Source organism: Pontibacter liquoris (assembly GCF_022758235.1).
GTDB lineage: Bacteria > Bacteroidota > Bacteroidia > Cytophagales > Hymenobacteraceae > Pontibacter > Pontibacter liquoris.
Window position 1 is genome coordinate 149,390 of record NZ_JALEBG010000003.1, and the last position, 12,354, is coordinate 161,743.

General features: G+C 52.7%; 11 protein-coding genes. 6 read left to right on the forward strand and 5 right to left on the reverse strand.

The annotated features are described in order from the left end of the window. Window positions 1-265 precede the first annotated feature (265 nt). The 3 genes from tgt to LWL52_RS17660 all read left to right on the forward strand — a co-directional run bounded on the left by tgt (window position 266) and on the right by LWL52_RS17660 (window position 3,517). A complete protein-coding gene (gene tgt / locus LWL52_RS17650; protein WP_242922559.1) occupies window positions 266-1,396 on the forward strand; it encodes a tRNA guanosine(34) transglycosylase Tgt in 1,131 nt (376 codons plus the stop codon). A gap of 102 nt (window positions 1,397-1,498) precedes the next feature. Further along, entirely contained in the window at window positions 1,499-2,575 is a 1,077-nt protein-coding gene (locus LWL52_RS17655) for an LptF/LptG family permease (RefSeq protein WP_242922561.1), read from the forward strand. Then, complete coding sequence (locus LWL52_RS17660) at window positions 2,576-3,517, forward strand: DMT family transporter (protein ID WP_242922563.1); 942 nt, start codon at window positions 2,576-2,578, stop codon at window positions 3,515-3,517. On the opposite strand, the gene ispE is transcribed toward LWL52_RS17660, so the two are convergent. Next, window positions 3,473-4,282 carry a 4-(cytidine 5'-diphospho)-2-C-methyl-D-erythritol kinase gene (gene ispE / locus LWL52_RS17665; protein ID WP_242922572.1) on the reverse strand — a complete coding sequence of 270 codons (810 nt, stop codon included), beginning with the start codon at window positions 4,280-4,282 and terminating at the stop codon, window positions 3,473-3,475. The genes LWL52_RS17660 and ispE overlap by 45 nt on opposite strands. Before the next feature lie 327 nt (window positions 4,283-4,609). On the opposite strand from ispE, the gene LWL52_RS17670 reads away from it, so the two are divergent. Next, window positions 4,610-5,263 (forward strand): acetyltransferase, encoded by a 654-nt coding sequence (locus tag LWL52_RS17670; protein WP_242922574.1) that lies wholly within the window; start codon window positions 4,610-4,612, stop codon window positions 5,261-5,263. Next, the gene (locus LWL52_RS17675; protein ID WP_242922576.1) at window positions 5,253-6,386 is read left to right on the forward strand and encodes a DegT/DnrJ/EryC1/StrS family aminotransferase; all 1,134 of its coding nucleotides are present in this window, start codon (window positions 5,253-5,255) and stop codon (window positions 6,384-6,386) included. Before LWL52_RS17670 ends, LWL52_RS17675 begins: the two co-directional genes overlap by 11 nt. A 280-nt stretch (window positions 6,387-6,666) precedes the next feature. Here the strand turns inward: LWL52_RS17675 and LWL52_RS17680 are convergent, their stop codons facing one another. After that, window positions 6,667-7,797 (reverse strand): trans-sulfuration enzyme family protein, encoded by a 1,131-nt coding sequence (locus LWL52_RS17680; RefSeq protein ID WP_242922584.1) that lies wholly within the window; start codon window positions 7,795-7,797, stop codon window positions 6,667-6,669. Between the two features lie 250 nt (window positions 7,798-8,047). Between LWL52_RS17680 and LWL52_RS17685 the strand changes: the two genes are divergently transcribed. After that, complete coding sequence (locus tag LWL52_RS17685; RefSeq protein WP_242922586.1) at window positions 8,048-9,547, forward strand: potassium/proton antiporter; 1,500 nt, start codon at window positions 8,048-8,050, stop codon at window positions 9,545-9,547. Window positions 9,548-9,753: 206 nt separating this feature from the next. On the opposite strand, the gene atpC is transcribed toward LWL52_RS17685, so the two are convergent. The 3 genes from atpC to LWL52_RS17700 all read right to left on the reverse strand — a co-directional run bounded on the left by atpC (window position 9,754) and on the right by LWL52_RS17700 (window position 12,332). Beyond that, complete coding sequence (atpC, locus tag LWL52_RS17690; protein ID WP_242922588.1) at window positions 9,754-9,999, reverse strand: ATP synthase F1 subunit epsilon; 246 nt, start codon at window positions 9,997-9,999, stop codon at window positions 9,754-9,756. 90 nt (window positions 10,000-10,089) lie between these two features. Beyond that, entirely contained in the window at window positions 10,090-11,595 is a 1,506-nt protein-coding gene (gene atpD, locus LWL52_RS17695) for a F0F1 ATP synthase subunit beta (RefSeq protein ID WP_242922590.1), read from the reverse strand. Between the two features lie 215 nt (window positions 11,596-11,810). Then, window positions 11,811-12,332: a hypothetical protein gene (locus tag LWL52_RS17700; protein ID WP_242922599.1), complete on the reverse strand. Its 522-nt coding sequence runs from the start codon at window positions 12,330-12,332 to the stop codon at window positions 11,811-11,813. Window positions 12,333-12,354: the final 22 nt, after the last annotated feature.

Consider the following 12,354-nt stretch of genomic DNA (forward strand, 5'->3'; position numbering starts at 1 on the left):
GGTTACGGGTTTAGGGTGATGAGGCAATGCCTTGCTCCTGCGGCAGGCAAAAGTTGTCTCGTGGCATCGCTCAGTCAAATTTAGGCAAAGTATAGGCATTTCCGAGGGCTCCGCTGTTTTTATAATAGTTTATGATTTGTGCCCTGCTCCTTTGTATCTTTGCCGGTTCGTAAACGTGTTCATAATCCCTATAATATAAGCCCTTAGCGTTCGCCGGCCGTTTGATGCAGCCGTTCAGCACCGGCAGCCGCGCACATATACAAGCATGCAGTTTTCCTTAATCGCAACAGATACCCAATCCAAGGCACGCGCCGGCGTGGTGCAAACCGACCACGGCCCGATCGAAACGCCCATTTTTATGCCCGTGGGCACTGCCGGAACCGTAAAGGCCGTGCACCAGCGTGAGCTCAAAGAAGATATAAAAGCGGAGATCATACTAGGCAACACCTACCATTTATACCTGCGCCCGGGTTTAGACGTGCTCGAAAAGGCGGGCGGGCTGCACAAGTTCAACGGCTGGGACCGGCCCATACTTACTGACAGCGGCGGCTACCAGGTGTTCTCGCTGGCCGGCACCCGCAAAATAAAAGAAGAAGGCGTTAAGTTTAAGTCGCACATCGATGGCTCTACCCTCAACTTTACGCCCGAAAACGTGATGGATACGCAGCGCACCATTGGCGCCGACATCATCATGGCGTTTGATGAATGCACGCCGTACCCCTGCGATTATACTTATGCCAAAAACTCGATGGAGCGCACCCACCGCTGGCTGCAGCGCTGTGTAGACCGCTTCGACAGCACCACGCCCAAGTATGGGCATTCGCAAACGCTGTTCCCTATTGTGCAGGGTAGCACCTATAAAGACCTGCGCGTGCAGTCGGCCGAGACGATTGCCAGCTTTGGCCGGGAGGGCAATGCCATTGGCGGCCTGTCCGTAGGCGAGCCGGCCGAGATGATGTATGAAATGACGGAACTGGTGTGCGACATACTGCCCAAAGACAAACCCCGTTACCTGATGGGCGTGGGCACGCCGGCCAACATCCTGGAGAACATTGCCCTGGGCGTGGACATGTTCGACTGCGTGCTGCCCACTCGTAATGCCCGCAACGGCATGCTGTTTACCACGCAGGGCGTTATCAACATCAAAAACCAGAAATGGGCAAACGACCATAGCCCGATTGATGCGGAACTGGGCGGCTACGCGAGCACGTTCTACTCCAAAGCTTACCTGCGCCACCTGATCCATAGCGGCGAGTACCTGGCCGGCCAGATCGCCAGCATCCACAACCTTACTTTTTACCTGTGGCTGGTAAAACAGGCACGCCAGCATATCCTGAACGGAACTTTCCGGGACTGGAAAGATGTGATGGTAAAGAAATTGATGACACGGTTATAATTAGAAATTAGAAATTATGAATTAGAAATTAATTCTGAGCATAATTCTGATGACGTGTTTATTTTTAATTTCTAATTTTTAATTCATAATTAAAGCAAAGCGTTGAAGCTACTCGATAAGTATATCCTGAAAAAATTCCTGTCCACCTACGTGTTTGTGGTGCTCATCCTGGTGGCCGTTATCTGCGTGATCGACTTTACGGAGAAAAACGACGACTTTATCGAGCACAGCGTATCGGCTTACGAGATCCTGTTCGATTATTACCTGAACCTGATCCCCTACTGGGCCAACATGCTCAGTCCCATCACGGTGTTTATTGCTACAGTGTTTGTTACGGCCAAGCTCGCCTCGCATACCGAGATTGTGGCCATCCTGAGCAGCGGCGTTAGTTTTAGGCGCTTTTTGGTGCCCTACCTGATTGGCTCCAGCATTATTGCGACGGTCATTTTCGGGCTTATCGGCTGGGTGATTCCCAATGCTAACAGAAAGACGGTGGCCTTCCAGATAAAGTATGTTAAGAACCCCTTTACCTACGATAACCGCAACATCCACATAAAAGTAGCCCCTGAAACCTATGTATACATGGAGAGCTACAACAACACGGCCAACATAGGCTATAATTTTGCACTGGAAAAGATCGACAGCACCAAGCTCGAAAGCAGGCTTACAAGCAACAACATCACCTGGAATCCGGACATAAAGAAGTGGCACGTAGACAGCTACACCTTGCGCACCTTTAACGGGCCGAAGGAAACGATCTATAAAGGCGCCGCCCTGGACACCGCCATCAACCTGCTGCCCAAAGACTTTGAAAGCACCTACCGCCTGGAGCAAACCATGACCCTGCCCCAGCTAAGCCGCTATATCGATGAAAAAAAGAACCGCGGCGCCGACGACCTGGAAACATACCTGATCGAGAAGTATGAGCGCTTCAGCTATCCTTTTGCCATCATCATTCTTACCATTATCGGGGTAATTGTGAGTGCGCGTAAAGCACGTGGCGGCGTTGGTTTCCAGATCGCACTGGGCTTTTTGCTGGCCTTTATCTTTATTATTTTTGTGATCACCAGCCGCAGTCTGGCCCAGGTAGGCGACATTGATCCCAAGTATGCCGCCTGGATACCGACCACTATTTTTACCGGTATCGGGCTTTTGTTATACCGTTACGTTCCCCGCTAAATGCCACGTTTAAAAGATTTTCTGGAGCTCCATTTCATTATTTTCCTGTGGGGCTTTACGGCTATCCTGGGCAAGCTCATCACCATTCCGGCGGTAGAGCTGGTCTCCATTCGTACGTTCATAGCAGCCCTGGCGCTGGGAGCCATTATTTACAAGCGTGGCACGCCTTTCTGGGTAGGCCGTAAAACAGCGCTGCAAATTACAGGCGTGGGTTTCCTGATTGCTGCGCACTGGATCCTGTTCTTTGCCTCGGCGCGTATATCTTCTGTTTCGATCTGCCTGGTTGGCATGGCTACCAGCAGCCTGTGGACCTCTTTCCTGGAGCCGCTGGTGTCTAAAACAAAGGTGAAGCCCCACGAGATCCTGCTGGCCCTGCTCATTATTTTCGGGCTCTACATCATCTTTAAAGACGAAACTGACCTGAAAAACATTCTGGGCATTACCATGGCGGTAGGCTCTGCGTTGCTGGCTTCCATTTTCACGATCATCAACTCGCGGCTGGCCAAAAAGCTACCATCCACCACCATTACCTGTTACGAAATGGTCGGCGCTTTACTCGCCACACTGGTTTTCCTGCCGTTTTACAAAGTATGGTTCACCGATAGTGGGCAGCTAAACTATACCCTCACCCCGCTGGACTGGCTGTTGATACTGGTGCTGGCGCTGGCCTGCACAGTATATGCCTACACCGCGTCGGTGCGCCTGATGCAGCGCATCTCGGCTTTTACCATGAACCTGACCGTGAACCTGGAGCCGGTGTATGGCATCATTCTGGCCTTTCTCATTTTTAAGGAAAACAAGCAGATGTCCGGCGGTTTCTATTACGGAGCGGCTATCATTCTGCTCAGCGTGTTCATTTACCCGGTGCTGGACGCGTATGCCGAGCGGCGCAAAAAATTAAAGCAGGCCTTTCCAGACAAGGTAATGGTCCGGAAAGACTAAGTCGGCCGGTATCTCCTTTTTAAAGAGCCCGTAAATAGCCGAGCCCGACCCCGTCATGGCGGCATAGGCAGCGCCGGCGATATAGAGCTTCTTTTTGATCAGGGGCAGCTCCGGATACCTGGGGAACAGCGCAGTTTCAAAATCGTTGTGCAGCACTTCTCTCCAAACATGCACATCCTGTTTCAGCAGCATTTCCATCTCGCAGCTGGGCTCCTGCGGCGTTACGTTGCCATAGGCTTCGGCGGTAGTGATATGGATGCCCGGGTATACCACGATGCAGCTGTACCCGCTCAGGTTTAACGCCACAGGCCGGAACTCATCTCCGCGGCCAGAGGCGATCACGGGCTTGTTCTCCACAAAAAAAGCACAGTCGCTCCCCAACTGGCGGGCATACGCCACGAGTGTTTCTGTTGGCAAATTCAGCTCGAACAGGGTATTGAGGATGCGCAGGGTAAAAGCCGCATCTGCCGACCCTCCTCCCAGCCCGGCCCCCATCGGAATGATTTTATGCAGGTGCATGTGCACCGGCGGCAGGCCATAGTCCTTTTTAAGCAGCTGATACGCTTTTACACACAGGTTGGTACCAGGCTCGCCGGGCACAGGAAGCCCGGTCATATCGAACTGCTGCATGTCGGCCGGCACTATCTCCAATGCATCGTTCCACTTCACCGGGTAAAAACAGGACTGCAGTTCATGAAAGCCATCCGGCCTTTTAGACTTGATGTATAACCCCAGGTTGAGCTTGGCATTCGGAAAATCGAGCATCAGAAGGAAAGCTTATGTTTTTATACATGCAATCTATAAAAATGAACGCAAAAGGCGGTAATCTGTCTGGAAGTTGCCTAAAAGTAACTTACCGAAACCCTTTGATATTCGGAAAATAATGTATCTTGAGGAGGCCTAAAGGCTACGCTGTGAAACGCCTTGCGGCATGCTGCGGCTCCTGTAAACAAGCAACAGAAGCAGGCTGCCGCGGCCCGTAACCCGCTGTGACCGGGCTGGTTTTTACCGGCCTTTATACTTACGGGAACATGCGCGGCTGCATCACGTAAAAGCGGGCATCACGGGCTTTACCGCGTCTAAAACAAGTGTATGAAAGACATCGCCATCATTGGGGCCGGCGGCCTGGGACGTGAGGTGCTGGTACTGCTCCACCAGATAAATGAAGTGCGCCCTACCTGGAACGTGATCGGGTTTTATGACGATGATACGGCCTACCACGGCCAGACCATCGATGGCGTTTCCTGCCACGGTGCGGTCGGTCTGCTGGCTTACTTTCCGGACGAATTATACCTGGTGCTGGCTGTTGGCCTGCCGGCTGCCAGGGCCGCTGTTAGCCGCCGCGTACAGAACCCGAACGCCCGTTACGCCACCCTGGTGCATCCGTTGGCGCAGCCCCGTCCCTACCAGCAGATCAGCTTGGCAGAGGGCGTACTTATTTTCCAGGGAGCGGTGCTTTCTACCAACATCCGGCTGGGCCGCCATACCCTTGTTTATCCTAACTGCACCATTGGCCACGATGCCACCATCGGCGACTTTAGTACCCTAATGCCGGGAGCAACGCTCTCGGGCAACACCTGTCTGGGCGAAGGCATTCTGATAGGCGCCAATGCCGTGGTGCTGCCACATCTAAGTATAGGCGAGGGCAGCCAGGTGGGCGCCGGAGCCGTAATTACAACCGCGCTACCTGCCCGGTGCACAGCCGCAGGCATACCAGCAAAAATCAGCAACCAACATGAACTATAAACCCGGGCGTGTTTTCCTGTCGGTACCCCACATGGGCGGCCACGAAAAAAATTATGTACAGAAAGCGCTGGAAGATAATTGGGTGAGCACCGCAGGGCCTAACCTGGCGGGCTTTGAGCATGACATTTGCCAGCATACCAACGCCCGCTTTGCCGTAGCCCTGAATACCGGCACGGCCGCCCTGCACCTGGCCCTGCGCGTGTTAGGCGTTGGCCCCGGCGACGAGGTGCTCTGCTCTACCTTTACGTTTGTGGCTACGGCCAACCCGATCTTATACGTGGGCGCTACGCCTGTTTTTGTGGAGAGCGAACCGGAAACGTGGAACATGTGCCCCGACACGTTAAGCAAGGCAATTGCCGCCCGCATCGAAGCAGGTAAAAAGCCGGCCTGCATTCTGGTGGTACACCTGTATGGCATGCCTGCCAAAATGAAAGAGATCCTGGCAGTAGCGGAGATGTATGGCATTCCGGTGCTGGAAGATGCTGCAGAGGCCCTTGGCTCCCGTTACAGCGGCCACCAGGTAGGTACGCTGGGTACCATCGGCATTTTCTCATTCAACGGCAACAAGATCATTACCACCTCCGGCGGCGGCGCCCTGATCACGGCAAACGAGCAGCTGGCAGCGCAGGCACATTTCCTGGCAACGCAAGCCAAAGAGCCGGCTCCTTTTTACCAGCATGCGCAGATGGGGTATAACTATCGCCTCAGTAACATCAGCGCCGGCATCGGACGCGGGCAGATCGAAGTGTTGGAAAAGCGCGTAAAGCAGCGCCGCGAAGTATATGCCTATTACCGCGAACGCCTTAAAACGCTGGAAGAACTGGTGTTTTTACCGGAACCAAAGACCTGTTTCTCTAACCGCTGGCTTACCACAGTGCTGCTGCCCGAAAACCATACGCCAGAAAGTATACGCCAGGCCCTGGAAGCCGAAAACATCGAAACGCGCCCGCTCTGGAAACCCCTGCACCTGCAACCGCTCTTTAAAGACGCGCCCTACTATGGCGACGGCCTGAGCGAATGGCTCTTTTCGCGGGGCCTTTGCCTGCCCAGCAGCAGCAGCCTGACAGAGGAAGAACTTGATAAGGTGATCAAACACCTGCAGCGCCTGCTGGAAGTAGTCTAGCTATACTTCCATTTAAAATGCAAACGCCCCCTTCTTTTCAAAGAAGGGGGCGTTTTTACCTATTACTCTTCCTGTCTTCAGACAAGTTACTGTTTCTCTTCAGTGCTTTTGGGTATTTATACTTTGTAGGGACAGGTCGCGACCTGTCCGCAAGATAGCCGGGGCTATGAACTTTATACTTTAGCAAAAGTAACAACAGACTTCCTACCTTAATCTCACTGGAATGCGAGTTCGAAAGTAAGGGCAACAGCGGATCACGCCAGCGATGGAAGTATACCTTTTATACCGCCGCCAGCGCCTGTTCCAGGTCGGCCAGTAGTTCTTCCGGCTCTTCAATACCAACCGACAGTCGGATAACGCCCGCCGTTATACCGATCTTCTGGCGCTGCGCCTCGCTCAGCGACCGATGGGACGTACCGACCGGGTAAGAAAGAGACGTTGTTACGCCGGCCAGCGAAGGCGCAAACGGGATATGCTCCAACGCCTGCATCAGCGCATTTACGGCAGCCGTGTCATCTTTTATTTTAAAGCTCAGCATACCCCCGAATAAGCCCTGCCCTTGCTCGCGGGCAAGTTCATGCTGCGGATGCTGCTCTAGCCCGGGGTACCATACTTTCTCCACCTTAGGGTGTTGCGCCAGGTAGCGGGCCACGGTCAGGGCATTGCTGCAATGTTGCCGCATGCGCACCCGCAAGGTTTTGAGTCCGCGGGCAGCCAGCCAGCTTTCGAACGGGCTCAGGTTCAGGCCATACACCATCATCACCTGCTTCACGCGTTTGAGGTCCTCGGGCTGCGCGCTTACTACTACGCCGGCTGTTACGTCGGAGTGGCCCGAGAGGTATTTTGTAACGCTGTGGATCACGATATCGGCGCCTAGCAACAACGGTTGGGTAAGTATGGGCGAGGCAAACGTGTTATCGATCACCAGCTTCAGGTTATGTTGCTTTGTTTGCTGCGCAAGTTGCTTTATGTCCAGCACCAGCAACAGCGGGTTGCTCATGGTTTCGGCCAGCATCATGCAGGTGTTCGGCTTTACATGCGCCTGCAGGTTATAAGTGTCAGCGGTAGGCACGGCGCTTACATCCAGCCCCATGCGGGTCAGCTCCTGCACCAGCAGCGACGAGGAGCCGCCATAGATCTCTTCGGCATACAGCACATGGTCGCCGGCTTTGCAAACGGCAAGTATGGCCGCCAGTATGGCCGACATCCCCGAAGACGTTACCACAGCTCCTATGCCCTTTTCCAGTTTGTTCACTTCCTGCGCCAGCTCATCGGCATTGGGGTTGCCGTAGCGGGTATACATGTAGCTCTGCCCGGGCTCACTGAAGTATAGTTCCAGCGCGTTCAGGTCTTCGAAAGCGAAAACAGAGGTTTGGTAGATAGGCGTGGTTTTGGGATGTATGTGCGGCATGGCTGGCAAGTATAATTCAGGCTAAAAGTAAGCAGGATTTCTTATATTGTAAAGACAGGTCAAGGGAATGCCGTTTCTTTACAGTTTCCTGCCCTGCACCGGCCAAAACAAGGGCAGCTGCAACTATCGGCGACCTTCTTTTTACCGGGCTTTGAAAGTATAAAATTAACCGAAAGCCATACCTGTTGTGGCAGAAAGTCAGTTTTAAGTAAAAATCCGTCACTCAAACTAAAAAATATACTTAGCGCCTATGCCTCTATCGACTGAACTGGTCTTGTTTGCTATGGCTATCCTGTTCTTTCTGAGCATTTTGGCCGGGAAAGCCGGATACAAATTTGGGGTTCCTGCCTTGTTGCTCTTTCTTTCCGTGGGCATGCTCTCCGGCTCCGACGGCTTGGGCATTCATTTTGAAAATATTCAGGTAGCCCAAACTATCGGCACTGTGGCGCTCTGCATTATACTTTTCTCTGGCGGGATGGATACCAAGATTTCAGAAATACGCCCGATCCTGCCGCAGGGGGGCGTGCTGGCTACGCTGGGAGTTTTTGTGACCGCCATCCTTACCGGTCTGGTGAGCTGGTGGGTATTAGGAATGACCATACCTTCTGCTGCCATCGGACTCACCACGGCCTTGCTGCTGGCCGCCACTATGTCCTCCACCGATTCGGCTTCGGTGTTCTCGATCCTGCGTTCCAAGGGCCTGCACCTCAAAAACAACCTGCGCCCCATGCTGGAGCTGGAAAGCGGCAGCAACGACCCCATGGCCTATGTTCTCACCATTACGCTCATCGAGATCATCAAGATGGAGTCTTCCCCCAACTACTGGCTGGCAGGCGGGATGCTGCTCATGCAACTGGTGATCGGAGCGGTGGCCGGGTACGTGCTGGGCAAGCTGGCCGTGCGCATGATCAACCGGGTACAGATCGACAACAGCTCGCTTTACCCGATCCTGGTCTTTACGTTCTGTATCTTTATTTTCTCTGCCACTTACTATCTCAAAGGTAACGGCTACCTGGCCGTTTACATCGGGGGCCTGATTATCGGCAACTCCAAGTTTGTGCACAAGCGCTCTTCCCTCAACTTTTTTGACGGTATGGCCTGGATGAGCCAGCTGATCATGTTCCTCACCCTGGGCCTGCTGGTAAATCCGCACGAGCTGGTTCCCATCATCGTTCCCGGCCTGATCATTAGTTTCCTGATGATCTTTGTGACCCGGCCGCTCAGCGTTTTTTTGTGCCTGCTGCCCTTCCGCAAAATGCACTTCAAAGACAAAACTTTTGTTTCGTGGGTGGGCTTGCGCGGGGCTGTTCCCATTATTTTTGCCATTATCCCGCTGGCCGAGAACGTGCCGCATGCCCGGCTGATCTTCAACATCGTCTTTTTCTGCACGCTTGTGTCGCTGGTGGTGCAGGGCACCTCGCTCTCCAAAATGGCCACTTGGCTGGGGCTTGCCGAGAAGCCTCATGAATTAAAAAAGCTACAGGATTTTGACGTGGAATTCTCCGATGAGATCAAATCCGTGATGACCGATATCAGCGTAACGCCCCAGGCCCTGGAAAAAGGCAACCGCCTGATGGACATGCCTTTGCCCGACAAGACCCTGGTGGTAATGGTGAAACGCGATGGGAAGTACTTTGTACCGACCGGCAAAACGCTGTTAACGGAAAACGACAAGCTCCTCATCATCACCGACGACCAGGAAGCATTGATGCAAACCATAGAAAATATGCGCACCGATGCCCCCGCCTGATGCCAAGAGCCGTGTGAAGTATGACCTCCCTGCTGCCAGCAGCCATACTTTACACAGCTGCGTTTTGAGCGGTTAAGGTTTATACTTTCTATATTTAACTGGCTATTGCGTCCAAGTATAAGTAGGATCGGACCGTGCTAAAAACAAACAGCGCCTTCTGCTCACAAAGAACAGAAGGCGCTGTTTTATACTTTAGAAAGGTTGCGCTACGCGATCACCGACTCAGCCAGCACAATGATCTTGTTGTTGAGCACTTCTACCACACCACCGTCAACGGTAAAGAACTCCTGTCCTTTGCTAGTTGTAAGGCGCACACGGCCTCTTTCCATGGTGCTGATCAGCGGGGCGTGCCCGTTTAAAACCTCAAAAGAACCACTGGCTCCGGGAAACTGCGCAGCCTCCACCTCACCGGCGAAAACCTTCTTATCAGGTGTGATTATCTCTAAATACATTTCTATGAGTTCTGAGTTCTGAGTTCTGAGTTCTGAGTCAGGTTGGAAACAACTCGTGACTCAGAACTCGAGACTCATAACTAGTTAAACCTATTTTGCTTCGGCCAGCATTTTCTCGCCTTTGGCTACGGCATCTTCGATGGTACCTACCAGGTTAAAGGCAGATTCCGGCAGGTAGTCATACTTACCGTCCATGATCTCGTTGAAGCTGCGAATGGTGTCTTTGATATCTACCAGCACACCTTTCAGGCCAGTAAACTGCTCGGCCACGTGGAACGGCTGCGACAGGAAACGCTGCACACGGCGCGCTCTGTGTACAACCAGCTTATCTTCGTCAGAAAGCTCGTCCATACCCAGGATGGCGATGATGTCCTGCAATTCTTTGTAACGCTGCAGGATCTCTTTCACGCGCTGTGCTGTACCGTAGTGCTCTTCGCCCAGAACGTCAGCAGAAAGGATACGTGAAGTAGAGTCCAGTGGGTCTACCGCAGGGTAGATACCAAGCTCGGCAATTTTACGGGAAAGTACGGTAGTAGCATCCAGGTGAGCAAACGTTGTTGCCGGAGCCGGGTCAGTCAAGTCATCCGCAGGTACGTAAACGGCCTGCACCGATGTAATGGAACCACGCTTGGTAGAAGTAATACGCTCCTGCATGGCACCCATCTCCGTAGCCAGCGTTGGCTGGTAACCTACCGCTGATGGCATACGACCCAAAAGAGCCGATACCTCAGAACCCGCCTGCGTGAAGCGGAAGATGTTGTCGATAAAGAAAAGGATGTCACGGCCGGCACCAGTACCGTCGCCATCACGGAAGTTTTCTGCTACTGTAAGACCAGCCAGCGCTACACGGGCACGTGCCCCTGGCGGCTCGTTCATCTGGCCGAACACCAGCGTGGCCTGCGACTTGGCAAGCTCGTCCATGTCCACGGCGTTCAGATCCCAGCCACCTTCTTCCATCGAGTGTTTGAAGGCATCGCCATACTTGATAACGCCAGACTCGATCATTTCACGCAGCAAGTCGTTTCCTTCACGCGTACGCTCACCCACACCGGCAAACACAGAAAGACCTGCGTAGGCTTTTGCGATGTTGTTGATAAGCTCCATGATCAATACGGTTTTGCCTACACCGGCACCACCGAACAGACCGATTTTACCACCCTTCACATAAGGCTCCAGGAGGTCGATTACTTTGATACCGGTATAAAGTACTTCGGAAGAAGTAGCAAGATCTTCGAAACGGGGAGCAGAACGGTGGATTGGAAGACCACCAGCGCTCACAGGCTGAGAAATACCATCAATGGCTTCGCCGATTACGTTGAAAAGACGGCCTTTGATGCCTTCGCCTGTCGGCATTGTAATTGGAGTACCCAGATCAAGCACGGCTGCGCCACGGGTAAGACCTTCGGTAGAATCCATCGCAATGGTACGTACACGGTCTTCGCCAAGGTGCTGCTGACACTCCAGAATGATCTTCTGGCCATTGTCTTTCGTCACTTCAAGGGCATCCAAAATATTTGGTAGTTTAGAGTTTTCACCCGCAAAGCTAACGTCCACCACCGGACCGATAACCTGGGTAATGCTGCCAATATTCGCCATTTGACTTTATTATAGTTATTAACTATTGTTACGGACTTATTTCAGGGTGCAAAACTAAGGTATAAATCTCTGAAATCCATACAAGACCTCAAAAAGTTTTAACTTATTAATTATCAGCAACAAGGGTAGCCGGCCTCTCTCCTATGGCTTATCTTCGTTTGCCATCCGATTGTGCCGGCTACCCTTGCCTGTGTTTGCGTTTGTACCTTCCGGAATCAGATATCGACCCGCACGGTCCAGTGGCCGGGCTCGGTCACCACAAACCGCACCTCACGGTCATACAGCACGGTTTTCATTTTATTTGGTGCTTTAAACCGCACATACCCTTCAAAGGGAACCGAGATGTTATCAAAGCCCATGTAGCTGCCCGACGAAACGGTGGTGCCGCTGTTGCCGATCAGCTGCAGGTCTTCAGCGGTGTGAACGGGCATGCCCGAGCTCATCACAATGATTTCTACCTTGTTATTGTTGTCTCCTTCCTCATTTTTGCGGATCAGCGTGGCCCGGGTCACATCGCGGGTCATGGTTATGCGCGAGGAGGTGGCTTCTTTTTTGTTTTTCTTCTTCTTTTTCCTGGAGGTGCTGCTTTCTGTTTTCGCAGCGGTGGTGTCCTGCAATAGCACAGCAGCCGCACTAGTATGCGCTGCACTTACCGGAGGTGGAGAAACAGGTTGCTGTGTTGGAAACATGCCCAAAGCAGCAAGAAAAATGATGGGTAAAACGGTTGCCATGTTCATACCTGTGCCATGTTATGTGATT

What these genes read in the sequence shown, in the direction of transcription:
- LWL52_RS17700 (WP_242922599.1), bottom strand. Translation starts at nt 12,332, where the DNA reads ATGAACATGGCAACCGTTTTACCCATCATTTTTCTTGCTGCTTTGGGC.
- LWL52_RS17675 (WP_242922576.1), top strand. Translation starts at nt 5,253, where the DNA reads ATGAACTATAAACCCGGGCGTGTTTTCCTGTCGGTACCCCACATGGGC.
- LWL52_RS17660 (WP_242922563.1), top strand. Translation starts at nt 2,576, where the DNA reads ATGCCACGTTTAAAAGATTTTCTGGAGCTCCATTTCATTATTTTCCTG.
- atpD (WP_242922590.1), bottom strand. Translation starts at nt 11,595, where the DNA reads ATGGCGAATATTGGCAGCATTACCCAGGTTATCGGTCCGGTGGTGGAC.
- LWL52_RS17680 (WP_242922584.1), bottom strand. Translation starts at nt 7,797, where the DNA reads ATGCCGCACATACATCCCAAAACCACGCCTATCTACCAAACCTCTGTT.
- LWL52_RS17670 (WP_242922574.1), top strand. Translation starts at nt 4,610, where the DNA reads ATGAAAGACATCGCCATCATTGGGGCCGGCGGCCTGGGACGTGAGGTG.
- ispE (WP_242922572.1), bottom strand. Translation starts at nt 4,282, where the DNA reads ATGCTCGATTTTCCGAATGCCAAGCTCAACCTGGGGTTATACATCAAG.
- LWL52_RS17685 (WP_242922586.1), top strand. Translation starts at nt 8,048, where the DNA reads ATGCCTCTATCGACTGAACTGGTCTTGTTTGCTATGGCTATCCTGTTC.
- atpC (WP_242922588.1), bottom strand. Translation starts at nt 9,999, where the DNA reads ATGTATTTAGAGATAATCACACCTGATAAGAAGGTTTTCGCCGGTGAG.
- tgt (WP_242922559.1), top strand. Translation starts at nt 266, where the DNA reads ATGCAGTTTTCCTTAATCGCAACAGATACCCAATCCAAGGCACGCGCC.